The 24,834-nt window shown below is 71.3% G+C and carries 20 protein-coding genes; 8 read left to right on the top strand and 12 right to left on the bottom strand.

The window, feature by feature from the left end; all coding sequences use genetic code 11:
* The first annotated feature begins 185 nt into the window (after positions 1–185).
* Both ABH920_RS29725 and ABH920_RS29730 read left to right on the top strand, forming a co-directional pair.
* On the top strand, positions 186–1,406 hold the full coding sequence (locus ABH920_RS29725) for a cytochrome P450 (protein ID WP_370352487.1): 1,221 nt from the start codon (positions 186–188) through the stop codon (positions 1,404–1,406).
* A gap of 32 nt (positions 1,407–1,438) precedes the next feature.
* Positions 1,439–2,164, top strand: coding sequence for a DNA polymerase beta superfamily protein (locus tag ABH920_RS29730; protein ID WP_370352488.1), 726 nt, complete (start codon positions 1,439–1,441; stop codon positions 2,162–2,164).
* A 20-nt stretch (positions 2,165–2,184) separates the two neighbouring features.
* Here the strand turns inward: ABH920_RS29730 and ABH920_RS29735 are convergent, their stop codons facing one another.
* The 6 genes from ABH920_RS29735 to pta form a co-directional block, all read right to left on the bottom strand.
* Entirely contained in the window at positions 2,185–3,093 is a 909-nt protein-coding gene (locus ABH920_RS29735) for a shikimate dehydrogenase (protein WP_370352489.1), read from the bottom strand.
* On the bottom strand, positions 3,090–3,848 hold the full coding sequence (locus tag ABH920_RS29740; RefSeq protein ID WP_370352490.1) for a methyltransferase domain-containing protein: 759 nt from the start codon (positions 3,846–3,848) through the stop codon (positions 3,090–3,092). Before ABH920_RS29740 ends, ABH920_RS29735 begins: the two co-directional genes overlap by 4 nt.
* A 75-nt stretch (positions 3,849–3,923) precedes the next feature.
* Positions 3,924–5,309 (bottom strand): hypothetical protein, encoded by a 1,386-nt coding sequence (locus ABH920_RS29745; protein WP_370352491.1) that lies wholly within the window; start codon positions 5,307–5,309, stop codon positions 3,924–3,926.
* Entirely contained in the window at positions 5,306–7,561 is a 2,256-nt protein-coding gene (locus tag ABH920_RS29750; protein ID WP_370352492.1) for a hypothetical protein, read from the bottom strand. The genes ABH920_RS29745 and ABH920_RS29750 overlap by 4 nt, the downstream gene beginning before the upstream one ends.
* A 131-nt stretch (positions 7,562–7,692) precedes the next feature.
* Positions 7,693–8,835 (bottom strand): acetate/propionate family kinase, encoded by a 1,143-nt coding sequence (locus ABH920_RS29755; RefSeq protein WP_370352493.1) that lies wholly within the window; start codon positions 8,833–8,835, stop codon positions 7,693–7,695.
* Positions 8,832–11,039: a phosphate acetyltransferase gene (gene pta, locus ABH920_RS29760; protein WP_370352494.1), complete on the bottom strand. Its 2,208-nt coding sequence runs from the start codon at positions 11,037–11,039 to the stop codon at positions 8,832–8,834. Before pta ends, ABH920_RS29755 begins: the two co-directional genes overlap by 4 nt.
* Before the next feature lie 75 nt (positions 11,040–11,114).
* Here pta and ABH920_RS29765 point away from each other — a divergent pair, with 75 nt between their 5' ends.
* Entirely contained in the window at positions 11,115–13,514 is a 2,400-nt protein-coding gene (locus tag ABH920_RS29765) for a phosphoketolase (RefSeq protein ID WP_370352693.1), read from the top strand.
* A 168-nt stretch (positions 13,515–13,682) separates the two neighbouring features.
* Here the strand turns inward: ABH920_RS29765 and ABH920_RS29770 are convergent, their stop codons facing one another.
* Genes ABH920_RS29770 through ABH920_RS29785 form a run of 4 tightly spaced genes read right to left on the bottom strand, consistent with a single transcriptional unit; the run spans position 13,683 to position 17,054 of the window.
* Positions 13,683–14,414 carry a hypothetical protein gene (locus ABH920_RS29770; protein ID WP_370352495.1) on the bottom strand — a complete coding sequence of 244 codons (732 nt, stop codon included), beginning with the start codon at positions 14,412–14,414 and terminating at the stop codon, positions 13,683–13,685.
* A gap of 55 nt (positions 14,415–14,469) precedes the next feature.
* Positions 14,470–15,339 carry a hypothetical protein gene (locus tag ABH920_RS29775; RefSeq protein ID WP_370352497.1) on the bottom strand — a complete coding sequence of 290 codons (870 nt, stop codon included), beginning with the start codon at positions 15,337–15,339 and terminating at the stop codon, positions 14,470–14,472.
* Positions 15,340–15,381: 42 nt separating this feature from the next.
* Positions 15,382–16,746, bottom strand: coding sequence for a hypothetical protein (locus tag ABH920_RS29780; protein WP_370352498.1), 1,365 nt, complete (start codon positions 16,744–16,746; stop codon positions 15,382–15,384).
* A gap of 11 nt (positions 16,747–16,757) precedes the next feature.
* On the bottom strand, positions 16,758–17,054 hold the full coding sequence (locus ABH920_RS29785; protein ID WP_370352499.1) for a hypothetical protein: 297 nt from the start codon (positions 17,052–17,054) through the stop codon (positions 16,758–16,760).
* Between the two features lie 136 nt (positions 17,055–17,190).
* On the opposite strand from ABH920_RS29785, the gene ABH920_RS29790 reads away from it, so the two are divergent.
* Positions 17,191–19,395 (top strand): germacradienol/geosmin synthase, encoded by a 2,205-nt coding sequence (locus tag ABH920_RS29790; RefSeq protein ID WP_370352500.1) that lies wholly within the window; start codon positions 17,191–17,193, stop codon positions 19,393–19,395.
* Here the strand turns inward: ABH920_RS29790 and ABH920_RS29795 are convergent.
* Entirely contained in the window at positions 19,388–20,596 is a 1,209-nt protein-coding gene (locus ABH920_RS29795; protein ID WP_370352501.1) for a GDSL-type esterase/lipase family protein, read from the bottom strand. The two genes, ABH920_RS29790 and ABH920_RS29795, sit on opposite strands and share 8 nt — an antisense overlap.
* Before the next feature lie 104 nt (positions 20,597–20,700).
* Between ABH920_RS29795 and ABH920_RS29800 the strand changes: the two genes are divergently transcribed.
* Positions 20,701–21,465, top strand: a complete 765-nt coding sequence (locus tag ABH920_RS29800) for a hypothetical protein (protein ID WP_370352502.1) — start codon at positions 20,701–20,703, stop codon at positions 21,463–21,465.
* Between the two features lie 16 nt (positions 21,466–21,481).
* Here the strand turns inward: ABH920_RS29800 and ABH920_RS29805 are convergent, their stop codons facing one another.
* A complete protein-coding gene (locus ABH920_RS29805; protein WP_370352503.1) occupies positions 21,482–22,372 on the bottom strand; it encodes a GNAT family N-acetyltransferase in 891 nt (296 codons plus the stop codon).
* Between the two features lie 85 nt (positions 22,373–22,457).
* Between ABH920_RS29805 and ABH920_RS29810 the strand changes: the two genes are divergently transcribed.
* From ABH920_RS29810 to ABH920_RS29820, 3 genes are read left to right on the top strand one after another with little or no spacing between them, the layout of a single operon-like run.
* Complete coding sequence (locus ABH920_RS29810) at positions 22,458–22,964, top strand: nitroreductase family deazaflavin-dependent oxidoreductase (protein ID WP_370352504.1); 507 nt, start codon at positions 22,458–22,460, stop codon at positions 22,962–22,964.
* Positions 22,961–24,079 (top strand): winged helix DNA-binding domain-containing protein, encoded by a 1,119-nt coding sequence (locus tag ABH920_RS29815; protein ID WP_370352505.1) that lies wholly within the window; start codon positions 22,961–22,963, stop codon positions 24,077–24,079. Before ABH920_RS29810 ends, ABH920_RS29815 begins: the two co-directional genes overlap by 4 nt.
* Positions 24,080–24,084: 5 nt before the next feature.
* A complete protein-coding gene (locus tag ABH920_RS29820; protein WP_370352506.1) occupies positions 24,085–24,801 on the top strand; it encodes a hypothetical protein in 717 nt (238 codons plus the stop codon).
* Positions 24,802–24,834 lie beyond the last annotated feature (33 nt).

Genomic DNA, 24,834 nt, shown 5'->3' on the forward strand with positions numbered 1-24,834 from the left:
ACCCGGTACGACAAGCTCGCCTGCCGTTACCAGGCCACCGTCACCATCGCAGCCATCAACGGCTGGCTATGAACCACTTCTCAGACACGGCCTAGTAAGACTCCTGACTCAGGCGAGTAAGACCTCTTAGATATTTTCGCGCGGCCCGGGAACATTCCCGGGCCGCGCCGCCGTTGGAGCCGTTCATGGAGCCGATGGACATCATGGCCGCGCTGCTCACCGCCGAAGGCCGTGACAACCCCTATCCGCTCTACGACGAGGCGCACCGGCTCGGCGCCGTCATCGAGGCCGCGGACGGCTTCGTGATGGTGCCGTCCTACGACGAGTGCGACCAGGTCCTGCGCAACGCCTCGTTCGGGGTCTGGGACGTGGACTGGCGCGGCCGGGCCTGGGACGACGAACAACAGCGCAGGCCCTCGCTGCGCAGCATGGAGCGCTCGGTCATCTACGCCAACGCCCCCGACCACGGCCGTATGCGTGCCCTGATCTCCTCGGTGTTCACCCCGCGCCGGGTCGCGGCGCTGGAGCCGATGATCGAACAGGCCGTCGAGGCGCTGCTGGGCCGGGTGGCCGAGGCCGGGGCGGACGGCGCGGCCGTGGACCTGATGGACGACTTCGCCTATCAGCTCCCTGTTTCGGTGATCTGCGACCTGCTCGGCATCCCGCCCGAGGACCGCGAGACGTTCCGGGTGCTGGCCACGGAACTGGCCGCGGTGCTGGACTACGTCGACGACCTGAGCCGGCTGGACGGCGCCGACGCGGCGTGGCTGGAGCTGGAGCTGTACTTCGGCGGGCTGTTCGCCGAGCGCCGCAGGTGCCCGCAGGACGACCTCGTCAGTGCCCTGATCGCGGTGTGCGACGCCGACGGCTCCCGGCTGAGCGGGGCCGAGCTGCTGGGCAACCTGGCGTTGCTGCTCATCGCCGGGTTCGAGACCACGGCGAACCTGCTCGGCAACGGCGTGCGCCTGCTGTTCGAGCATCCGGAGGTCGACGCCGGCCTGCGGCGCGGGGACCTGCGCTACGCCGGCTTCGCCGAGGAGGTCCTGCGGTACGACTCGCCGGTGCAGCTGACGACGCGCATCGCACTGACCGACGGCCTGTCGGTCGGCGACGTCCCGGTGCGCCCAGGGACGGAGATCGCGCTGATGATCGGCGCGGCGAACCGGGACGCCCGGCGCTACGCGGACCCGGAGCGCTTCGACCCCACACGGACCGCGATCGGCCCGCTGAGCTTCGGGGCCGGAGCGCACTTCTGCGTGGGATCGGTGCTGGCCCGAACCGAGGCGGCGATCGGCTTCCCGCGGCTGCTGGAGCGGTTCCCGGCGCTGGCGGCGGCCGGGGCGCCGACGCGGAACCAGCGGTTTGTCCTTCGCGGGTTCGAGCACCTGCCTGTTACGGTGACTTGAGTTTTTCCGCTATCCGGGGGGGGGATGCCGCCATGACTCAGGCTGAAGGAACCATCGCCGACACCAGGCCGGACTTCGACCGCTTCGAGCCCGGCATCGTCCTGCTCTCCGGCATCGTCGGCTCCACCGCCTACGGCCTGTCCGGCCCGGACTCGGATGTGGACCGCCTCGGCATGTTCGCGGCCCCGACGCTGTCCCTGCTCGGCCTGCACACGCCGCGCGACAGCCACGTCACCTCCGCGCCGGACGTGACGTTCCACGAGGCGGCGAAGCTGGCCCGCCTGGCCCTCGGCGGCAACCCCACCGCCTCGGAACTCCTGTGGCTCCCCGACGACCTGTACGAACTGCGCACGCCCCTCGGCGACGAGGCGATCGCGCTGCGCACCTCGCTGCTGTCCGCACCGCGCGTCCACGACGCGTACCTCGGCTACGCGACCCAGCAGTTCCGCAAGCTCCTGTCCCGCGACCCCACCTGGACCCACCGCAAGATCGCCAAGCACGCCCGGCATCTGATGCGCCTGGTCGACCAGGGCCACGAGCTCTACACCACCGGCCACGTCACCATCCGCCTGGCCGACCCCGAGCGCTACCGCGCCTTCGGCGAACGCGTGGCCGCCGACCCCGAAGCCGCCCGCCCCTTCATGGCCGACGCCGAGGAGCGCTTCGCGACGGCGCGGTCGGTGCTGCCGACGGAGGCGGACACGGCGGCGGCCGAGGACTGGGTGCTGCGGGTGCGGAAGGCTTTCTGGGAGGGGTGAGCGGCCGCCGCCGGCGACCCTCATTCCTCCAGCGCTGCCATGAACTTCTGCCCGAGCCCCGGATCCTCCGGCAGGTCGAGCGCCGTGGTCAGCGCCGCCGCCCAACCGTGGCAGAACAATGACAAGCCGTCGTACACCCGCAGACCCCTCGCAGCAGCCTGCGATCGCGCGACCCGCAGCATGTGCAGGTCGCCGCGATAGTTCAAGTCCCACACGGTGCTCCGCGCCGGGAACTCAACCGCATCCGTCACCGGCGACCCTGGCCGGTCCTTTCCCGCACCCGTCGCGTTGACGACCAGCGCGCCGGGCGCCAGCGCGGCGACCGCCGCGTCGAACGGTCCGTCGCCGACCTCGGCACCGACCAACGGACTGTCGACCACAGCACGCAGCCGCGCGACCGCCGCCGGATCGCGGTCGACGAACCGCAGCCGGCCGCGGTGGCCGCGCCTGAGCAGGTACTCCCCCAGCGCGATGGCCGTACCGCCGCTGCCGAGGCACAGCAGGTCGCCGTCCCGCTCGGGCCAGATCTCCTCGATGACGCGTCCCACCGAGATCGGATCACGTGCGTACCCGTGCAGCCGTCCGCCGTCGTTGCGGATCGAGTTGATCTCCCGATACTGCCGCGCCAGCGGGTCCAAGGACTCGAAGGCGTCCGAGGCCGCGGCGAACAGCCCCACCTTGTGCGACGTGATCACCGCGCCGAGCACCGAAGGCTCCCGCAGCGAGTCCAGCACTGACCGGTACGCCTCCGCCGAGGCCCCGGCGGGCACGTCGACTCCGACGACCTCCGCCTCGACCCCTACGACCCGGGCCCAGCGCGGAAAGGCGGTGTGGATGCGCGACGCACCGGTCGAGATGCCGACGAACTTCACCACGCCCCCGGCGGAATCCGACCCGCTCACCTCGCCGACCACCTCCGCCTCACTCACCGATGCGCCGTCAGAATCGGCTGGTAGTACCCGGAATCCAGCGGCTCGATCCACTGCACGTCCCGGAACCCGGCCCCCGTCGCGAACTCCGCGAGCTGCGCACGCGTCAAAGCCCAGTACGTGGCGCGCCGCACCCGCACATCCCACTGATCGCCCCCGGACGGCGCCAGCTGGAAGTGCTCCAAGTCGTAGCGCTCGCCGTCGGGGTGCCAGTGCCACAGTTGGAACGCGATGGCGCGGCCGGCCTCTTGCTCGGAGACCTGCGGCGAGGTCGTCGCCGGACGCCTGGCACGCAGGTCGTCGTAGTCGCGCACGGTCAGGACCAGCAGGCCGTCGGGGCGCAGGACGCGGCGCATCTCGGCCAGGCCGGCGGTCAGCGCGTCCGGCGTCAGCAGGTGCGGCACCGAGTTGTCGGCGCTGAGCACCACGTCGAACACGGCCTCGGCGAACGGCAGCGCGCGCATGTCCGCGGCCGCGGTCGGCAGGCTCACGCCGCGCGCCGCGGCCTCGCGCCCGGCCCGGGTCGCGGCGCGGGGGCTCAGGTCCGTCCCGATCATGCTCGCGCCGCCGAGCCGCGCCAGGCCGATGGCCTGCGTCCCGATCCCGCACGAGCAGTCCAGCACCCGCCCCGCCGACCGTTTGGTGCCCGCCTCGATCACCGCGGACAGCACCGAGGCCTGGTACTCCATGCTGACGTCCCAGTCCCGGAACATCAGGTGGTAGTCGTCGGCCATGTCGTCGTAGAACGAGCGCATCTCAGTAGCCTGCCAATGCCGTCCGGTGGTGCCCCAGCGGTGCTCCATTCGTCGGCGACCGCAACCCCCACAGCCTCACACCAAAGGGACCGGATCGTCCAACGCCCCCTCGCTGCGCCACCGCTTCATCTCCGCGGCGGCGACGCGATGCCGTTCGGCCTGCGCCTGCGCGCTCGACTGCCCGGGCCGCACGTCGGCGCGGTCCGGGTCCAGATGGGCACCGCGGCCCGACCGGACCCCGCCGACGCGCCCCGCCGACCGGGCCGCCACCCGGCGCGCCGCCGCGGCCGCCGCCTTGTCCTCGCGGACGGCCGCGAGCATCGGCTGCGCCGTACCCTCGGCCATCGAGGCCCGGACCACCGGCATCATCCGCTCCAGCGAGCCGGCGCGGTTCAGCTCGACCGCCCACGCGACCTCCGGCGCGGACAGCTCGGCGAGCCGTACATACGCGCGCAGCCGGGTGGCCGGCGTCAGGTCGGGGCCGGCGGCGGCCACGACCGAGCGCACCCACGCGGCCTGTTCCTGGGGCGCGGCCTCGACCATCTCCAGGAAGGCCTCCTCCCCGCACAACCGCAGCATCGCCCGCAGCCCTCGCAGCACCGCCTCCGGCTCGTCGCGCACCGCCTGGAACGCCAGTCGGCGCGCCGTGCCGCCGGCGAACTCGTGCACCTGCACCGCGCGCGTGACCTCGGGCTCGGTGTCGTGCTCGCACGCCAGGCGGGCCAGCACGCTGTCCGGGGTGAAGGGGTTCTCGGCCAGCCGCATCCGCAGCGCGGTGTCCCCCAGCGAGCCGAACGCGTGCCCGACCAGCTCCCGGCACAGCGGCGCCTGCGAGGCCATGTCCAGGATCAGCGAAGCCTGCTCCCGCAACGCGGTCCGCTCCGCCTCCGACGGCTCCTTGTGCATCGTCGCGACCGAGGCCAGGAACGCCCGCGCGGCCAGCGGCGGGGCCAGCGCCAGCACCACGTTCGCCGCGCGCCAGCGCTGCCCCGACATGTCCGCCGCGGCGCGCTCGTCCTGCGCGGAGCGGCGCAGCCCGCGGGCCATGACGCCGCGCCCGGAATCGGGCCGGGCCTTCACCAGCGCGGCCAGCGGGGCGCGGGCGGTGTCCACCTCGCGCACCATCCGGGCCCAGTACTGCGGTCCGGCGCTGTCGCCGCGCAGGATGGCGCGCGCGACGGCGTCGCCGACCGTCACGATCTCCGGCTCCATCACCAGCGTCACGGCCACCGCGGCCGGCCGCACGTGCCGCACGATCTCCGCCGGCCGGATCGTGCCCAGCCGGGCCCCGACCAGCGCCACCTCGCGCAGGTAGCCGAACTCCACGGCCGGGTTCGGGCTCTGCCGGAAGGCCGCCACGGCCCGCTCGTAGTCGTCGATCGTGGGGTGCGAGGGCAGCGGCGGCGCCGCCGGCAGGCCCTGGGGGCGTCCGGGGCGTCCCCGGTCCTCGACTCGGTTCACGGCTCCCCCTCCGCAGCCTCCCCGGCACCGCCGCCGACCGCCTGGACCAGATCGACGAGCTGCGCGTATTCCAGGGGGCCGGCCTCCATCAGCCGGCGCACCATGATCCGCCACCGGTGTGCGTCGTTGTCAAGATGCTGCCGCACCGCGTTTTCCAAAGGCCAGCGTGCGGGATCGTCGGGATGCGGAGTGTACGCCAGATCCGGGTCCGGGACGGTCACTCCCGGGATGTCCAGCTCCGAGACCACCCCGGCGCCGGCCAGCAGGGGTGCGATGTCGCCGCTGGCAATCGAGGCCCGCACGAACGATCCCGCGTGCTCCAGACCGTTGGGCGCGGACATCGCGGCGTCCCAGACCGGCTCCGGTCCGGCCTCGGCCGCCAACCGCGCGTAGAGCAGCAGAGAGGTGTCAGGACCCAGATACCGGCCGAACTTCTTCAGCAGGAAGTGCAGACGCTCGGCGGTCGGCGCGGCGGCGATGAGCTGGTAGACGCCGGCTTCACCCAGGTTCGCGACGAAGTGCAGGATCTGGGGCCACGCGGTCCCGGACCGCTCCAGCATTTCCAGCGCGGCGTAGCGGAGGCCGGGGTCGGCGACGTCGTAGAGCATGGCCAACCGGGTGCCGATCGGGTCCACCGGATCGTGCAGCAGCCGCTGGAGCACCGCGACCGGCGTCACCGGGTTGGCGGCCAGGGCGCGCCGGGCGTCGAATCCGGCGTCGTCGGCGAGCGCGCGGGTCACCAGGCCGGGGGCCAACGGGCTGCCTTCCAGCAGGGCCAGCTCGAAGGGGTTCAGCTCTCCGGGGCCGTCGGACAGGACCTCCAGACCGACGTGCGGACGCGCGAAGGCGAGCAGCACGTTCGCACTCGGGACGTCTTCGACCGCCTCGTCGAGTTCGTCCTCGTCCGGGATGGCCTGCTGCGGACCGAGGACGGCGGTGGAATCGACGAGCTCTGCGACGGTGCCGGTCCAGATGAAGGAGCGGACGAGCAGGGCGGTCCACAGCGGCACGTCGTCGCCGAGCCGCCGGTCCAGCAGCGCGCGCAGCTCCTCGGCCAGGTCGGCGCGGCCCCGGGCGGCGGGCAGGATCTCGTCGGCGCGGCGTCGCCAGGCCAAGTCCAGGACAGCGCCGGCCGGGACGGCGTGCGCGATGACGTCGGACGCGGTGAGCGAGCCGAGAGACAGACCTCTGATGATCAGTTCACTGACGGACGCGCCGAACTCGGGGTCCTCGTCGAAGTCGTCCCATCGCCGCCGGAGTGTTTCCACGGCCGCGGCGATTCGGCGCAGCGTGGTGACGTCGGGCGCGCCGACGTGCCAGGCGGCCTGCGGGTAGCTGGCGAGCAGCTGGTGCCGGACGTCCGCGGGGATGTCCTCGCGCGCGGCGGCTTCGTCGAGCCCTGCGACGCGGCCGAGGAAGCGGCCGCGGTCGCCGGCCACCGCCTCGTGGTCGGCGGCCAGGGCCAGCACCTCGTCCCAGTCCAGCCGCCACGAGCGGGATCCGGCTCCGGGGCGGTCCCAGCGCTGCACCCAGGTCTGGTCGCGCCAGCCGGGCTGGTGCGCGGGGATCGGGCCGGGGAGGCCGAGGACGCGCGCCGCGGTGAGGGACAGGGCCGGGTCGTGGGCGGCGGCCAGGACGCGGAGGAGTTCGAACTCGGGGTCGCCGGTGTCGGTGTCGGCGAGGTGGTCCGGGGAGATCGGGAGGACGGCCGTGGCGAGGAAGGCGGCCAGCTTGGCGCGCAGGTCCGGCGGCACGATCGGCTCGCCGTCGGGCCCGACGCGGTCGCGCAGGATCGCCGAGCGGACCCAGGCGATGCCCACCTGCTCCAGCCGTCCGAACAGCGCGCGGTCGATGTCGGGATCGGCCAGGGCCAGCAGTCTGCGGCGGGCGGCGTCGTGCAGGGGCATGACGGACTTGGCGCGCTGAGCCTCGCGCTCGGCCTTCCGCCCGCGCTCAGCGTTCTGGTTGCCCGCGAAGGCGAAGCGCGCGGGAGCGGGCCGCGGCGGCTGCCGGAGCTGCCAGGCCAGGGTGGCGCGGGCGGTCCGCGGGCCGTGCGTGACGACGTGCTCGATCACCGCCGGCGGGAGTCGCGGGCCGAGCCGCGCGATGCCGGCGCAGAGCTCTGCGGCACTCAGGGCATTGATGATCAGCGGGACATCCGCAGGCCGCGCGACCTGCGTGAACTCCAGGACCCGCGCTGCCGCGTCCGGAACCGTCAGCGGCGTGGACCCGCCCTCGGCCGCGATGCTCATCGCCCCCGCCCTGCCTCCCGCCTGCCCACACGTGTGTGACATGACCATGATGCCGCACGCGCGGTGCGGGGACACGTAGGCGGAAGTCGTTGCGTGGTGTCAGGTGGGAGTCGGTTCGGGTCGGGGTGCTTTCAGGCGCTCCGGCCGAGCACCTCCAGGGCCTGATCGGCGATCTCGATCTCCTCGTCGGTCGGCACCACCAGGACCGCGGTCTCCGCCCAATACGGCGAGATGTAGCGCTCCTCCTTCGAATGCTGCGCGTTCCGCTTCGGACTCACCGCGATCCCCAGGTGGTCCAGGCCCGCGACCGCGCCGGCCCGCACCGTCGCCGAGTTCTCGCCGACGCCGGCCGTGAACACCACCGCGTCAACGCGGCCGAGCGCCGCGAGGTAGGCGCCGATGTACTTGCGGATGCGGTAGCAGTACGCGTCCAGCGCCAGGCGTGCGGCGTCGTCGCCCTTGGCCGCCGCGGCGTCGACGTCGCGCAGGTCGTTGCTGCCGGCCAGCGCGAGCAGCCCGCTCTCCTTGTTCAGCGTCAGGTCGATCTCCTCGGCGCTTCGGCCGGTCTGGCGGGCGATGTACGCCGAGACCGCCGGATCCAGGTCGCCGGAGCGCGTGCCCATGATCAGACCTTCGAGCGGCGTCATACCCATCGAGGTGTCAATGCTCTTACCCTCGCGGATCGCACAGACGCTCGCGCCGTTGCCGAGGTGCAGGACGATCATGTTCACCTCCTCCGGGCGGCGGCCCAGCATCGCCGCCGCGCGCCGGGAGACGTACTGGTGCGACGTGCCGTGGAAGCCGTAGCGGCGGACGCCGAGGTCTTCGCGCCAGGACTGCGGGACCGCGTAGGTGTAGGCGTGATCGGGCAGCGTCTGGTGGAACGCCGTGTCGAACACGGCGACCTGCGGCGTGTCCGGGAACGCCGAGCGCGCCGCCTCGATCAAGGTCAGGTTCGCGGGATTGTGCAGCGGCGCGAGTGGAATCAGTTCGCTGATGGCGTCGCAGACCTCGTCGTCGATCAGCGTGGGGCCGCGGAAACGGTCGCCGCCGTGCACGACCCGGTGGCCGACGGCGCCCAGCTGCGCGCGGTCCAGCTTGCCCTCCAGCTCGGTGAGCACCACGTCCATGCCGGCGGCGTGGTCGGCGACGGTGCCGGAGGCCTCGCCGATCCGCTCGATGATCCCGACGGCCAGCCGTGTGCGGTCGTCCATGTCGATCAGCTGGTACTTGATCGACGAGGAGCCGGAGTTGAGGACCAGGACCTGGTTCATCGCTGTCCGCCCGCTTCGCTCGTTTCGCCCGGTTCCCCCTGCGCCTGCACCGCCGTGATCACGATCGTGTTCACGATGTCCTGCACCAGCGCACCGCGCGAGAGGTCGTTGACCGGCTTGCGCAGCCCCTGCAGCACCGGTCCGACCGCGATCGCGCCGGCGCTGCGCTGCACCGCCTTGTAGAGGTTGTTGCCGGTGTTCAGGTCCGGGACGATGAACACCGTCGCGCGGCCGGCGACCGCGCTGCCGGGCAGCTTGAGCGCGCCAACCTCGGGGTCGGCGGCGGCGTCGTACTGGATCGGGCCCTCCAGCGGGAGGTCCGGATCGCGCTCGTGGGCCAGCTTCGCGGCCTCGCGGACCTTCTCGACGTCTTTTCCGGACCCTGATTCGCCGCTGGAGTAGGACAGCATCGCCACCCGCGGTTGCACACCGAAAGCCGCGGCGGTGCGGGCCGAGGAGACGGCGACGTCGGCGAGCTGTTCGGCGTCCGGATCGGGGATGACCGCGCAGTCGCCGTATACCAGGACCCTGTCGGCGAGCAGCATGAAGAAGACGCTGGAGACCACCGAGACGCCGGGCTCGGTGCGGATGATCTCGAAGGCCGGGCGGATGGTGTGCGCGGTGGTGTGTACGGCCCCTGACACCATGCCGTCGGCGCGGCCGGTGTGCACCATCATCGTGCCGAAGTAGGAGACGTCCTGGACGATGTCGCGGGCCCGGTCCAGGGTCATGCCCTTGTGCTCGCGCAGCCGGGTGTACTCGTGCGCGAACTCCTCGACCAGCACCGAGTCGGCCGGGCTGACCACCCGGACGCCGGCCAGGTCCAGGCCCAGGGCGTTGGCCCGGGCCCGGACCTTCTCCTCCTCGCCCAGGACCAGCAGGTCGGCGGCGCCGCGGCGGGCCACGATGTCGGCGGCGCGCAGGATCCGGTCGTCGGAGCCCTCCGGCAGCACGATGCGCCGGCGCTGCGAGCGGGCCCGCTCCAGCAGCTGCGCCTGGAACATCAGCGGCGTGACGGCCACCGAGCGCGTCACGTTCAGCCGGTTCAGCAGCGCCGAGGTGTCCACGCCGCGGGCGAAGGCGCCGAGCGCGGTCTCGACCTTGCCGGGGTGGTCGGCGGTGATCTCGCCGCGCACGGCGGCCAGGTGCAGCGCGGTCGGCAGGGTGTCCGCGCCGCTGGCGATGATGGGCAGGGGCGAGGACACGCCTTCCAGCAGCCGCGAAACGCTGGCCGGGAGGGTGAAGCCGCCGGTGAGGAAGACCCCTGACAAGGCGGGGAAGTTCGCGGCCTCGTGCGCGGCCAGCAGCCCGGGCACCAGGCCCGCGGTGCGGTCGCCGGGGGCGATGATCGCGACGCCCTCGGTGAGGCGGTCGAGGACGTTCGGCAGCGACATGGCCGCGACGACCAGGGAAGCCGCCTCGCGGTCGAGCAAGGCCTCGTCGCCGCTGATCAGCCGGCCGCCGGCGGCGCGGGCCAGGTCGCGGATGGTCGGGGCGGTCAGGCCGGGGACTTCGGGGATGGTGAAGACGAGGGGGTTCGCGGCCTGGTCGGTGGTGCTCGGTGTCGCAGCGGTCGGTGTCGCAGAGCTCGGCGTCTGCTCGCCGAAGCCCGCCGGACCGAACACCGTGGCGACCTCGCGCCGTACCGCGTCCTCTTCTCCGGGCGCCACGCGGTTCACGATCACCGCCAGCTCGGTGGCGTGCAGCCTCGTCAGCTCCTGCCGCGACACGCGCACCACGGCGGCCACGTCCTGCGGCGTGCGCTCCATCCCGCCGACCACCAGCAGCACCGGCAGCGCGAGGTTGGCCGCGACGTTCGCGTTGAAGCCGAACTCGGTGGTGTTCGCGGCGTCGGTGAAGTCCGAGCCGACCACCACCACGGCTTCGCAGCGTGCCGCCAAGGCCCGGTAGCGGTCGACGATCGTCTCGACCGCGCGCGCCGGGTCCAGGTGCACCGCGTCGTAGGTGGTGCCGACGCAGTCCTCGTAGGGCTCGTCGATCCGGTAGCGCGTCCGGATCAGGTCCACCACCGGGTCGACCGCCCCGCCGCCGGGCACCACCGGACGGAACACCCCGAGCCGCCGCACGCGTCGGGACATGGCTTCGGCCACGCCGAGCGCGACGACCGTCTTACCGCTGGCGGCATCGGTGGCCGTGATGTACAGGCCCTGTGCCGCCGTCTCGCCTTGGTCCGCTTGGTCCACGGGAGCGATGATGCCAGCGTGACCCGTCCGGCGCAGCCCAGGCGGCGGCGACAGCGGCGGACGTCACAGGCTGGAGTGGTGATCAAGAACGCGAGCAAGCCCAAAGGCCCGCTGTCCGCGAAGGACCTCGACGCGCTCAACGCCTACTGGCGCGCGGCCAACTACCTGTCGGTGGGCCAGATCTACCTGCTGGACAACCCGCTGCTGCACCGGCCGCTGACCCTGGACGACATCAAACCGCGGCTGCTGGGCCACTGGGGCACCACGCCGGGGCTGAACTTCATCTACGCGCACATGAACCGGGTCATCAAGGCCCGCGACCTGGACGCCGTCTACATCGCCGGGCCCGGGCACGGCGGTCCCGGCGTGCTGGCGAACGTGTATCTGGAGGGCACGTACAGCGAGTACTACCCGGGGATCGGCCGGGACGAGGAGGGCATGCGCAAGCTGTTCCGGCAGTTCTCCTTCCCCGGCGGCGTGCCCTCGCACGTCGCGCCGGAGACCCCGGGCTCCATCCACGAGGGCGGCGAGCTGGGCTACTCGCTGGTGCACGCCTACGGTGCCGCGTTCGACAACCCGGAGCTGCTGGTCTGCGCGGTGGTCGGGGACGGCGAGGCGGAGACCGGGCCGCTGGCCGGGTCCTGGCACTCGAACAAGTTCGTGAACCCGGTGCGCGACGGCACGGTGCTGCCGATCCTGCACCTGAACGGGTACAAGATCGCCAACCCGACCGTGCTGTCCCGGATCCCGCAGGCCGAGCTGGAGCAGCTGATGCGGGGCTACGGGTACGAGCCGTTCACGGTCGTCAGCGAGGAGGGTGCGGACCCGCTGGCGGCGCACCAGGCGATGGCCGGGACACTGGACCGGATCCTGGACCGGATCGCGGACATTCGTGCGAAGGCGGCCGGCGGCAAGGACAAGGGCGTGCGGCCCGCCTGGCCGATGCTGATCCTGCGCACCCCGAAGGGCTGGACCGGCCCGAAGACCGTGGACGGCAAGCGTGCGGAGGACTCCTGGCGCTCGCACCAGGTGCCGATGTCCGACGTGCACACCAACCCGGCGCACTTGAAGGTGCTGGAGGAGTGGATGCGCTCCTACCGGCCCGAGGAGCTGTTCGACCCGGCCGGCGCGCTGATGCCGGAGCTGGCGGCGCTGGCTCCGTCCGGGAAGCGGCGGATGGGGGCCAACCCGCACGCCAACGGCGGGGTGCTGCTGCGCGACCTGAAGATGCCCGACTTCCGCGACTACGCCGTCGACCCGGCCGGGCACGGCGTCGAACACGCCGAGTCCACCAAGATCCTCGGCACGTTCCTGCGCGACATCATGACGGACAATTCGGGTGCTGACAACTTCCGGGTCTTCGGCCCGGACGAGACCGCCTCGAACCGCCTGCAGGCGCTGTTCGAGGCGACGGGGCGGATGTGGAACGCCGAGACGGTGCCCTGGGACGACGAGCACCTGTCGACGGACGGCCGGGTGCTGGAGCCGCTGAGCGAGCACATGTGCCAGGGCTGGCTGGAGGGCTACCTGCTGACCGGGCGGCACGGGTTCTTCTCGTGCTACGAGGCGTTCATCCACATCGTCGACTCGATGTTCAACCAGCACGCGAAGTGGCTGAAGACGACACGGAACATCCCCTGGCGCGCGCCGATCGCGTCGCTGAACTACCTGCTGACGTCGCACGTGTGGCGGCAGGACCACAACGGCTTCTCGCACCAGGACCCCGGCTTCATCGACCACGTGGTGAACAAGAAGGCTGACGTCATCCGCGTGTACCTGCCGCCGGACGCCAACACCCTGCTGTCGGTGGCGGACCACTGCCTGCGCTCGCGGAACTACGTGAACGTCATCGTCGCGGGCAAGCAGCCGCAGCTGCAGTACCTGTCGATGGACGAGGCGATCGTGCACTGCACCCGCGGCATCGGCATCTGGGAGTGGGCCTCCACCGACGGCGACGGCGAGCCGGACCTGGTGATGGGCTGCGCCGGCGACGTCCCCACGATGGAGACGTTGGCGGCGGCGGACATCCTGCGCCAGCACTTCCCGGAGCTGAAGGTGCGCGTGGTGAACGTCGTGGACCTGATGCGCCTGCAGGGCAACGACGAACACCCGCACGGCCTGACGGACAAGGAGTTCGACGCCCTGTTCACGACGGCGAAGCCGGTGGTGTTCACCTACCACGGCTACCCGTGGCTGATCCACAGGCTGACCTACCGCCGCACCAACCACGTGAACTTCCACGTCCGCGGCTACAAGGAGGAAGGCACCACCACCACGCCCTTCGACATGGCGATGCTGAACGACATCGACCGCTTCCACCTCGCGATGGACGCCATCGACCGCGTCCCCGGCCTCGCCGAGCGCGCCGGGCACGTGCGGCAGCAGCTGCAGGACGCACGGCTGAAGGCGCGGCAGTACACGCGGGAGTTCGGGGAGGACGACCCGGCGATTTCGGGGTGGGTGTGGCCTTACTGAGGCGGCGGCTGACGAAGCGGCCCGAGGCTGGTGGCTCGGGCCGCCTCGTGCGGGCCGCTCGGGTGGTGGTCGATGTAGGTTCGGTGCTGTGGCGACGAACCGTGCGTATGGCTACGGGCGACCTGGTCTGCGTGTTCTGCGAAGCCGACCTGCCCGCCGCCTGGAACATCAGCCGCTGACCGCGGCCTGTTCCCCCACGCGCGGGAACTCGATCGTCTGCACCAGCACCGCGGCCATCTCGCTGACCTCGACCCAGGCCTCCATGTTGTACGTCCCCAAGGTCACGATCGCCATGAACGGCCCCGTCGGGAACGGGACGTAGACCTGGATCTGCCCCTGCACCAGCTCCGCGGCGGCGCCGCCGGTCAGGGCCGGGTCCAGGGGGAACCGGGTGACGGTGATGCGGGAGACGGCGGGGCCGGAGGGGAGGTTGAGCCAGCGGGAGTCGTTGAACTCGTCGCGGACCAGGACTTCGCGGATGGCCAGGGCCGCGGTTTCGGGGTCGGTGTGGTCGGAGGCGGTGGCGGCGATCGTGAGGTTGACGGTCGCGATGCCGCCGCGCTCGTTGTCGAAGACGCCCATGGCCGCGTACGCGACGCCGGTGGCGGCCGTCATCTCGCCCATGGCCGCGAACGCCGGGGCGTTGGTGCGCCACAGCTCCTCGTCACCGTTCGGGTAGAGCTCGCGGGCGAAGGCCTCGGCGGCCGCGGCACGGTCGGCCGAGTCCGGCTGCAACGGGAGCTCGTGGAAGCCGTCCGGGAGGACGAACAGCATCGGCGGGATGCCGGTGACGGCGCGCTCGAACGCCTTCGCCAGGTCGGCGCGCACAGCCTCGTCGGCGCCGGCTTCGTCGGCGACAAGCCCATCAGCCATGGGTTCGGCTACAGGAATCTGAGTCATGGGTTTTGGAATCCTTGGTTATGCGTCAAAAGATCAGAAAAGGCCCGCCGACCGCTCAGCCGCGCACCGGCTTGCCCTCGGCGTCCAGCGTGATGCTCCCGGCGTCGACCACCTTCTTGCCGACGTGTGCCTTCGCCTCGACCGAGACGATGCCTGCGGCCGCGTCGACCGAGTTCACCACGAAGTCCACCGGCTTCGGCAGCGCCGAGGACCAGCTGTCGACCGCGGCCTGCTGTGCGGCGTTCAGGACCACCGGCTCGGTCTGTCCGTTCAGGATCGCGACGGCCTTGGCCGCGCTGCCCCGGCTGCGCAGATCCAGCCGGATCCAGGAACCGTCGGCGAAGGTCACGCTGACGTCGGCGCCGAAGGTCGAGAAGGCGTGCTGCCGGGCCCCGGCCACCTGCTCCAGGGGCAGCTCCCACAGCACCTCGGCGGGCTGCTGCACCGAGGCGCTGCCGAGCACGAGCAGGCGCCGGTCGGTCAGCTGCAGATCGGTCCGGTAGGACCTGTTCGGGCGCCGGTCCGGGTCCAGCTGGTAGGGCGCCGAGCGGGCCGTGGAGCCCGCGGCCGCGCACATCACCGGGAAGTCCTCGACCTCCAGCGCCGGATCCACGGGCTCGGCGCCGTCGGGGCCCTTGAAGTTGATGTTGGAGCCGCCGCTCGGGCTCAGCAGCTCGACCGTGCCGGCCACCACGACCGCCGTGGCCTTGCCGAGGATGCCCAGGGTCCGGCCGGCCTTGGCCGCCTTGTCCCCCTTCTTCTTCGGCGTGGGCAGCTGCGGCCAGCCGGGAAGCTCCGCAGCGATGTCCCGGCCCTGGTCGTCACGGAACCAGCGCTTGTCCCGCACCTTGGGCGCCCGGCCCTCGGCGAACGTCGCGACATCGCGGAACAGCGGCGTCTCGCCGGATTCGGGATACCAGTCCATCAGTGGCTCCAAAGGTTCTGTGCGCCGGATACCTCCATGTCTTTACCCGAACAACGCGTGGAACGGGAAACCGGCGTTCATCTCCATGTCGTTGTGGACGCCGTGCGGCAGGAAGTACAACTTCGGCGCGACCTTGATCCCGGCGTCGATGGTCCGGCCCAGCCCGCTCATCGCGTCGATGCTGAACCTGGGCAGCTCCCGGCCGAAGATCTTGGCCCCGTCGCCCAGCATGTTCAGGCCCTTGGTGCCCAGCAGCTGGCCCGGCTTGTAGGCCTGTTCGACGATCATCTGCGCACGGCCCAGGAAGCTTCCGTCGTGCGAGATGAAGCCGCCGGCCTTGAGGCCCCAGAGCCCGATGCGCTTGCCGATCAGGATGTCCGCCCCCGAAGCGGCCTCCTTGCCCAGGCCGACGATGTTGCGGCCGATCGTGCTGACGCCCCGGAAGCCCTCGCCGAGCTCGCCGGCCCGGGCCACCGCGAGCGCCCCGTCGGCCACCTTCGCGCCCTTGGCGAACGCCCCGATGCCGGGCAGCGCGCCCAGGGCGTCCATGCCGATGCTCATCCAGCTCACGTTCGCCCCGGCGGCCTTGGCCAGCAGGTGCGTCAGGCAGGCGGCCGCGCTGGTGGCCACCGCGGCGACCGCGAAGATCGCGCCCAGCGGCTCGAACGGCGCGGTGATGATCGCCAGGATGCCCAGGATCCCGGACAGGTCGCTGAGCAGGTCGCCGATGAACTTGATCGCGTCGGCGTGCGCCTCGACCCAGTGCCAGGCCCCGGAGAAGGCGTTGCCGATGCCGTCCACGATGGAGTCGAACAGCCCCGGCTTGCCCGGCGCCATCTGGCCGGCGTGGTGCAGCTGGTCGGCGATCGTCTGCGCGGCACTGACGAACCGGTCGTGCAGCTCGTGCGCGCGCCGGATGATGTCGCTCAGACCGCTCTGGGCGTCGGTGACCGCCTGCTGGTTCTTGGTGGCGTCGGCGGCCTGCTGCGCGGCCTGCGGGCTGCCGGCCGGGGCCGCCGCCGGCTGGCCGGGCTGTCCGGGCTGGCCGCTGACCGTGGCCTTCGCCGAGGTGACGGCGCCCTGCTGGTGCTCGGCCTGCTGCTCCAGCCCGGCGGCCTCGGCCTGGAAACCGTCGAGCTGCCCGGCCCAGTTGTAGAGCAGGCTGCTGGCCTGCTGGAAGGAGTCGTGGCACTTCTGGACGGCCGGCTTGAGGTCGTCGTTCAGGTGGTCCATGAACGCGTTGGCGGCCTGGCCCTGCCAGGAGCCGCGGTCGGCGCCGGTGATGTTGGACAAGATGGTGCCGAGCTCGGTGCTCATGTCGCCCAGGGAGCGCCCCAGGTCACGAGTCTGCGATACGTCTCCGGGCGTCGGGTCGAAGCCCAGCGCCGGGAAGTTGCGTGCGGCCATGGCTGCTCCCCCTACGCCTTCGCCGGCTGCGTGAGCTGGCTCTTGAGCTTGCCGTCCAGGTCGTCGGCGGTCTTGCCGATGTTGTCCAGCATCTTCACGCAGTCGTCGGCGTGCTGGCCGATCTGCCCGATGCCGTAGTGCCACTCGTCGGCGAAGTCGTGCATGCGGTTGACCAAAGGATCCGCACCGACCCCGGTGGCGTCGGCACTTCGCAGCCGGCGGCACGCCCCGTCCAGGTCACCGCTGATTTTCGTCAGCGTCGCGCGCAGCTCGTTCAGGACCGCCGAGCTGATTTGCAGATCACTCATCGATGAGCACCTCCCCGTGTTCGCCCAGCACTATATCGATCCAGAACAGTTCCGCGGCGCGCGGAATTCACTCGATCCCCTGGTTTGGACGCCCCAGCTCTTCTGCACCGATCGCAGGGCACTTAGTTTCGAAGGCATGCCGAAGCCGTTCCAGCTGCCCGATTTCTACATGCCGTACCCGGCGCGCCTGAACCCGCATCTGGAGTACGCGCGCGTCCACTCCAAGGCGTGGGCCCGCGACCTGACGATGATCGAGGGATCCGGAATCTGGGACGAGGACGACTTCGACCGCCACGACTACGCGCTGCTGTGCGCGTACACGCACCCCGACTGCGACGCCGAGGAACTGGCGCTGGTCACCGACTGGTACGTCTGGGTCTTCTTCTTCGACGACCACTTCCTGGAGATCTACAAGAGGCCCCGCGACATCCCCGGCGCGCAGGCCTACCTCGACCGGCTGCCCGCCTTCATGCCGATCGGGGACCCGACGGCGATGCCGGAGCCGACCAACGCCGTCGAGGCGGGACTCGCCGACCTGTGGCTGCGCACGGTGCCGACCAAGACCGAGGCCTGGCGCCGCCGCTTCGCCGAGAGCAACCGGCATCTGCTCGAGGAGTCGATGTGGGAGCTGGCGAACATCACCGAGGACCGGGTGTCCGATCCGGTGGACTACATCGAGATGCGCCGCAAGGTCGGCGGGGCCCCGTGGTCGGCGCACCTCGTGGAGCACGCCAACGGCGTCGAGGTCCCCGACCGGGTGGCGGCCAGCCGTCCGCTGCGGGTGCTGAAGGAGACCTTCGCCGACGCCGTCCACCTGCGCAACGACCTGTTCTCCTACCAGCGCGAGGTCGAGCAGGAGGGCGAGAACTCCAACTGCGTCCTGGTCCTGGAGCGCTTCCTGGACTGCGATCCGCAGACCGCCGCCAACCATACCAACGAGCTGCTCACCAGCCGTCTGCACCAGTTCGAGCAGACCGCGCTGACCGAGCTGGTGCCGCTGTTCGCCGAGTACGGCGTCGGGCCGGTCGAGGCGTTGCAGGTCGGGCTGTATGTCAAAGGTCTGCAGGACTGGCAGTCCGGCGGCCACGAGTGGCACATGCGCTCCTCGCGCTATATGAACGACGCCTACGAGCCCGGCGCGGCCGCATCGACGCTTCCCGGGCCACTGGGTCTGGGAACGTCGGCGGCCCGCATCGCCGCCTCGATCGCGAGGACCATGCCCGCGCGTCTCAAGCGTCTGAGTCACCCGCTCTACGAACAGGTCGGACCCACCCCGATCCCCACCATCGAAGCCCCCTCCGAACTGCGCCTGAGCCCGCACCTGCCGGCCGCGCGCCGCCATGTCGCGGACTGGTGCCGGCACCTCGGCTTCTACGACGGCATCTGGGACGAGAAGCACCTCGTCGACGCCGACTTCGCACTCTGCTCCGCGGGCATCTACCCGGACGCCTCGTCCGAAGAGCTCGACCTCGCGACCGACTGGCTGGCCTGGGGCACGTACGCGGACGACTACTACCCGGCCGTCTTCGGGCCGACCAGCGACCGGGCCGGCGCCCGCCTCTGCAACGCGCGTCTCAGCTCCCTGATGAGCGACACTCCGCCGACCCCGGTATCAGCCCTCGAACGCGGGCTGGCCGACCTGTGGCGGCGCTCCACCGACGGCGGGTCGGCGACGGCCCGCGAGGCGCTGCGCCGGGGCACGCAGACGATGATCGACAGCTGGCTGTGGGAACTGGAGAACCAGGCGGTGCACCGGATCCCGGATCCCATCGACTACGTCGAGATGCGCCGCGCCACCTTCGGCTCCGACCTGACGATGGCACTGTCCCGCCTGGCCCACGACTCGATCCCGCCCGAGGTGCTGCGCAGCCGTCCGGTGAGCGCACTGGAGCATGCCGCGGCGGACTGGGCCTGTCTGGTGAACGATCTGCACTCCTACCAGAAGGAGATCCAGTTCGAGGGCGACGTCCACAACTGCGTGCTGGTCGTGCAGGACTTCTTCGACTGCGACCGCGACCGCGCCCTGCAGGTCGTCAGTGCCCTGATCGCCGCGCGGCTGGACACGTTCCGGCACGCCGCCGGCGTCGAGCTGCCGGCACTGGCCGACGCGATGCGGCTGTCGTCCACGACCCGCGCGGAGCTGGATCGGCACGTCCAGGAGCTGCGCGACTGGATGACCGCGATCCTCAACTGGCACCAGAAAAGCGGACGCTACCCGGAAGCGGAGCAGCACCGGCGGCGGATGGCCCGCGTCGGGCGGCCCGGCTTGGGCTCGCTCGGCAGCGGCGCCGTGCGCGTGCCGCTTCAGCACCAGCCGTCAGCTGACCGGGCCGTCAGCTGACCGGCCTCGCCGACTCGGCGAACACCCCGCCGTCCCCGAACACCAACCGAGCGAACCGTTCCCCGATCATCCGATACCCGGCCGGCGTCGGATGCAGCCCCTCCCCCAGATACTCGTCGGCCTCGTCCAACCCCACCAGCTTCAAGCCGTCGAGGTAGTGGATGTTCGGGTCCTGCTTCGCGCGCTCCGTGACGATCCGCCGCAGCTCCCGCCGCACCACCTGCAACGTCAGCGCCCCCTCGGCCACCCTGGCCGGGTCGCCGGTCGCGTACAGCACGTCGTCGCGCCACACCGTCGGCCCCGGCCGCTCCTCCAGCGCCGGGCACGCGATCGGCGACACCACCAGCAGTGGTGTGTCGGGGTGTCCTTCACGCACGGTGTCGAGGAAGCCGTGCACGGTCGGCCCGAGCGTGCGCAGCACGTAGCCGGCCTTGGCCGTGAAGTTGATCCCCAGCTTCAGGCTGATCACGTCGGCCTCGGCATCGCGGATCGAGCGCGCGACGTACGGGTCCAGGTAGCAGTTCCCTGACAGCCCGACATTCACCGGGTCCACGCCGGCGGACCGGGCCGCGATCACCGGCCACACCCCGAGCGGCGATTCGGCCTCGTTGCACTGGCTGATCGAGCTGCCGTGGTGCAACCACACGCGGCGGCCGGTCGGGGTCGGCGGCGCGACGTCGGCGTCCGCGCGCAGTGCCACGAGTTCGGTCTTCACCCAGTGCGGCAGCCAGATCTGGAGGTCCTTGACCCCAGGCGGCAGCCCCTCGAACCGCACCGTCGACGGCTGTCCCGGAACGAAGCCAGCCTGGGTCATGGTCTGGTCCATCAGCAGGACGTTGCCCACCGGGGCCGGCTGCGTGCCGCCGAAGAAGCTTTCGCTGCCGTCGTGGCCGTCCTCGAGGTCGTAGCCGTCGTACGTGATCGCGAAGGCCCCGGCGTCGTCGGGATGCGGCTCGTTCTCGGCCATCATCGGCACCGTGGTCAGCACGTCGAGCTCGATCACGGTCGCGGCGCTGCGGAACGCCAACCGCACCCCGGATCCGGCCGTGGCCTGCCGCTCCATCGAGGCGTCCGACTGCGCAACGGTCCACTGCGGCAACCGGCGCGGCAGCAGCCCAGTCTCGGTCGTGACGACCTCCAGCGCACCGCGGAGCTCGGCCGGGCCGTCGATGAGCGGCACCTGCCGCAGCACGTCTGTCATGCCGATCAAGGTAACAGCGCCGCGCGGATACGGGGGCCAGCCCTACCCCGACTCGGGTGGCAGCTCACTGACCTGGGGCACCGGCGCTCGGCGAGGGTAGAGCCATGCGAAAGACGTCAGCCCTCCTCGCCGCGACCGCGGTCGCCGCCACCATCGCCATCCCCGTCGACGCGAGCGCCGCCGCCACCCCGAGCACCCCGAGCAGCCCGAGCAGCCCGACCACGTCGACCGGTGCGACCGGCACGACCACCACCCCCGTGGTCCCGACCTTCGACTTCCGCGACTGCCCGCAGCTCCCCACCGGCGTCGACCCGACCAAGTGGCGCTGCGAAGTCCTGGTCGCCCAGGGCACCGCGACCATCGGCGGCGCCACCCTGCCGTTCGACTTCACCGCCGTCACCCACGCCGAGGGCCCGCTGCCCGACGGCACCCCCGGTCAGGTCATCGGCGGCTTCCGTGCCGCCCGCCTGCCGGTCCCGGGCCGCCAGTCCGGCGACGGCCACGGCCCCAAGCTCTGGATGCGGCCGCACCTGACCGCCGCCCCGGACTTCTACAGCCAGTCCGGCGCGATGAGCCTGACCTTCCAGCTCACCGGCCCGCGCCTCGGCGAGCACTGCTCGATCGGCACCGCTGCCGCACCGGTCCAGGTCGCTGCCGCGCGCGTCCCGGGCACCACGCAGTGGCTGTCGCAGAACCCGCCGATCATCACCTTCCAGGTGCTGGACCAGACCCTGGCCGTGCCGGAGGTGAGCGGCTGCGGCCGGGACGCCGAAGAGCTGAACCGCCGGTTCGCACTCCCCTCGCCCTCGGGCGCGAACCGGCTCAGCGGGACCGCCTTCTACTCCTTCAAGACCTACGACCAGCTCTAGAAACCCTTGCCGGGCCTCAGCCGAGCTCCAGCGTCGTCATCCCGAACACCTTGCCGTGGTCGACGTCGCGCACCGGCCCGGTGTACATCCGGGCCACCTCGAACGTCGGCTCCAGGCCCAGCGCGGCGACCATCGCCAGCGCCTCGCGGTTGGTCTCCGGCACGTCGATCACGATCCGGCCGCCGCCGGCCGCGCCGGGCCGGCCGCGGCCGGTGAACCCGGCGTCGCCGGCCGCGCCGGCGACCAGCGCGTCCAGGATCACCTCGGCGTAGACGCGGGAGTCGGCGAACAGCGGGCCGACGCGGTGGCCGTCGTGGGCGGCGCGCAGCACGCCGTAGCCGACCAGCCGGCCGTCGACGATCAGGGCCCTGCCGACGTGCCCGGGGGCGGCGAACCACTCGCGCAGGAACACCGCGCGGGGGGCCGGGAAGCACAGCGCGTCGTAGTCGGCGACCTCGGCGAACCCGGCCTGGGCCAGCGGGACCGCGGCGGCCGGGCCGGAGCCGTCGGAGGTCAGGTCGCCGACGTGGCGCACGGTGCGGTGCGCGTCCAGGAACCCGGACTTGCGGTAGTTGTCCTGCTGCGCGACCACGCCGTCGAGCCCGACGGTGCGCGCGCCGGCCCGCGGCAGGGCCGCCTTCCAGGTCGCCAGACCGTGGCCGCGGCCGCGGAACTCCGGCTTGACCAGATACAGCCCGAGGAAGGAGAAGGCGTCGCCGTAGTTCACCACGGACACCGCGGACACCGGTTCGCCGCCGATCCGCCCGACGAAGAAGCCCTCCGGGTCCTGCGCGAGGAAGCAGGGGCCGTCGTGGTTTCCGGGGTTCCATCCCTCGTCGGCGCACCAGCCCTGGATGATGGGCCAGTCGGCCAGGGACGCGCGGGTGATCTGCAGGCTGTCCGTCATGCTGACATCTTGGCGTGCCGCGGCCGCCGTGCCGGGTCCGACACGCGGGCCCCGGAAGGCGCGCGCCGGATGCCATGATGAGGCCATGACCAACCCCTGGAACGCCCTCATCACGCGCCTGGGCCGTCAGAAGTGGTTCGCGTCCGCCTTCAAGGAGGTGGCCCCGCGCGTCGACCGCTTCCTGGGCCGGGCCACCGGCGGCCGGGTGTTCATGCTCGCCGGCACCGGGATCCCGACGCTGCTGCTGACCACCACCGGCCGCAAGTCCGGGCAGCAGCGCACGGTGCCGCTGCTGTACAGCCGCCACGAAGGCGCGCTGGTGGTGGTCGGCTCGAACTGGGGCCAGCAGCAGCACCCGGCGTGGGCGCTGAACCTGCTGGCGAACCCGGCGGCGACGGTCGCGGTGCGCGGCAAGTCCGGACCGGTGCACGCGCGCGTCATCGAGGGTGAGGAGCGCGAGCTGGTCTGGAACACCCTCGTGACGAAGAACTGGCCCGGCTATGAGAACTACGCCGAGCGTGCGGGCCGTCACATCAACATCTTCGCGCTGGAGCCGGTGAAGCCGGTGACGAAGCCGCAGGACGGCCAGTGAGCGTGCGCACGCTCACCGAGCGCGAACTCAACCGGGCCACGCTCGACCGGCAGTTGCTGCTGCGGCGCTCGGACATGGACGCGGCCGAAGCCGTCGAGCATCTGGTCGGTCTGCAGACGCAGATCCCGCCGAACCACTATGTGGCTCTGTGGTCGCGGCTCACAGCGTTCGACGCGCAGGACTTCTCACGGCGTTTCGAGAACCGCGAGTTCGTCCGCATAAGCCTTCAGCGCTCGACGATCCACACGGTGACCGCGCGGGACTGCATGCCGCTGCGCCAGCTTCTCCAGCCGGTGCAGGACCGGAATCTTAAGGGCGCCTTCGGGAAGCGTCTGCAGGGCATCGACCTGTCGGAACTCGCAGAGCGCGCACGGAAGTTCGCCGAGGAAGAACCGCAGACGTTCAACGACCTCGGCAAGCTCCTCGCCGAGGCCTATCCCGACCACGACGTCCAGGCGCTCGGCGTCGCGGCGCGCAACAACCTCGCGCTGGTCCAGGTGACGCCGCGCGGGTTGTGGCAGCAGGGCGGACTGGCGAAGCACACCACTGCGGAGCACTGGTTCGGAAACGCTAAAGCGGTTCCCGCCATGGACGCCGAGGAGTTGGTCCTGCGCTATCTCCAGGCGTTCGGACCGGCTTCCGTGATGGACGCGCAGAGCTGGAGCGGACTCACCGGTCTGCGTGAGGTGTTCGAAAAGCTCCGCGCGCGCCTGGTGCTCTTCCAGAGCGAATCCGGAACCGAACTGTTCGACCTTCCTGATGCGCCGCGTCCTGGAGAGGACGTGCCGGCCCCGGCGCGGTTCCTGCCGGACTACGACAACGTCTTCATCGGGCACAAGGAACGCGGTCGCATCAACGACCCGCGGGTGCCCAAGGAGAAGGTCTTCTCCGGTAACACACCGATCTCCACCTTCACCGTGGACGGATGGATCCGTGGCGCCTGGAAGGTCGAAACAGACAAGAAACGCACTAAGGGAACTCTGAACCTCATCCCCCTGGTGCCGATCACCAAGGCGCAACGCGCGGATCTCGAATCCGAGGGAGCCAGGCTGCTGGAGTTCCTGGTGCCCGGCGCGGATCACGACCTGCGATGGCTTGAGGACGAGAACGGTTGAACCTTATGAGAACGCGTACAGCGCTGTGCGCAGGAGCGTCGGCGGCGCTGCTGCTCACCATGGCCGGCTGCGGCAGCTCCTCGTCGAGCCCGAGCGCGGCGTCGGCGGCGGCGTCCGGTACTGAGGCGAGCAGCGTTCCGACGACGCCGTCCGCGCCGGACTCCGGCTCCGCGTCGCCGCCTTCGACACCGTCGCAGACCCCCTCCAGCACCCCCAGCGTGGACCCCGGGACGCTCCCGCAGACGAAGACCATGCCGACCTCCACCGACCCGCAGTTCCAGGCTGGCATCGCGGCGCTGTGGCAGGGCATCGTGGACGACAACCCGCAGGAGGCCATGCCGTTCTTCTTCCCGAAGAGCGCCTATCTGCAGGTGAAGGCCCTCAGCAACGCCGGGGCGGACTATCAGAACCGGCTCATCGGGTTCTACGACCTCGACATCCACGCCGCGCACCGGCTGCTCGGCGCCGGGGCGAAGGACGCGAAGCTGGTCGGGGTGAGCGTGCCGGCCAAGGCCGCGGAGTGGATCCTGCCGGGCGAGGAGACGAACAAACTGTCGTACTACCGCGTGTACGGCTCCCGTCTGACGTACACCGAGGGCGGCAAGACCAAGTCCTTCGGGCTGTTCTCGCTGATCTCCTGGCGCGGGGAGTGGTACGTCGTGCACTTCGGGCCGAACCCGCGGCCGAAGCCGGTCGGGGTGGTCTACGAGCCACGTGGGTGAGCACCTTGTTCCCACCGACTACCTCCCACCTGC

The sequence above is a fragment of the Catenulispora sp. EB89 genome (genome assembly GCF_041261445.1).
Taxonomy (GTDB): domain Bacteria; phylum Actinomycetota; class Actinomycetes; order Streptomycetales; family Catenulisporaceae; genus Catenulispora.

Coding starts and splice junctions, on each gene's coding strand:
- ABH920_RS29725 (WP_370352487.1), top strand. CDS start 186: ATGGAGCCGATGGACATCATGGCCGCGCTGCTCACCGCCGAAGGCCGT.
- ABH920_RS29730 (WP_370352488.1), top strand. CDS start 1,439: ATGACTCAGGCTGAAGGAACCATCGCCGACACCAGGCCGGACTTCGAC.
- ABH920_RS29740 (WP_370352490.1), bottom strand. CDS start 3,848: ATGCGCTCGTTCTACGACGACATGGCCGACGACTACCACCTGATGTTC.
- ABH920_RS29750 (WP_370352492.1), bottom strand. CDS start 7,561: ATGAGCATCGCGGCCGAGGGCGGGTCCACGCCGCTGACGGTTCCGGAC.
- ABH920_RS29755 (WP_370352493.1), bottom strand. CDS start 8,835: ATGAACCAGGTCCTGGTCCTCAACTCCGGCTCCTCGTCGATCAAGTAC.
- ABH920_RS29770 (WP_370352495.1), bottom strand. CDS start 14,414: ATGACTCAGATTCCTGTAGCCGAACCCATGGCTGATGGGCTTGTCGCC.
- ABH920_RS29775 (WP_370352497.1), bottom strand. CDS start 15,339: ATGGACTGGTATCCCGAATCCGGCGAGACGCCGCTGTTCCGCGATGTC.
- ABH920_RS29780 (WP_370352498.1), bottom strand. CDS start 16,746: ATGGCCGCACGCAACTTCCCGGCGCTGGGCTTCGACCCGACGCCCGGA.
- ABH920_RS29785 (WP_370352499.1), bottom strand. CDS start 17,054: ATGAGTGATCTGCAAATCAGCTCGGCGGTCCTGAACGAGCTGCGCGCG.
- ABH920_RS29790 (WP_370352500.1), top strand. CDS start 17,191: ATGCCGAAGCCGTTCCAGCTGCCCGATTTCTACATGCCGTACCCGGCG.
- ABH920_RS29795 (WP_370352501.1), bottom strand. CDS start 20,596: ATGACAGACGTGCTGCGGCAGGTGCCGCTCATCGACGGCCCGGCCGAG.
- ABH920_RS29800 (WP_370352502.1), top strand. CDS start 20,701: ATGCGAAAGACGTCAGCCCTCCTCGCCGCGACCGCGGTCGCCGCCACC.
- ABH920_RS29805 (WP_370352503.1), bottom strand. CDS start 22,372: ATGACGGACAGCCTGCAGATCACCCGCGCGTCCCTGGCCGACTGGCCC.
- ABH920_RS29810 (WP_370352504.1), top strand. CDS start 22,458: ATGACCAACCCCTGGAACGCCCTCATCACGCGCCTGGGCCGTCAGAAG.
- ABH920_RS29820 (WP_370352506.1), top strand. CDS start 24,085: ATGAGAACGCGTACAGCGCTGTGCGCAGGAGCGTCGGCGGCGCTGCTG.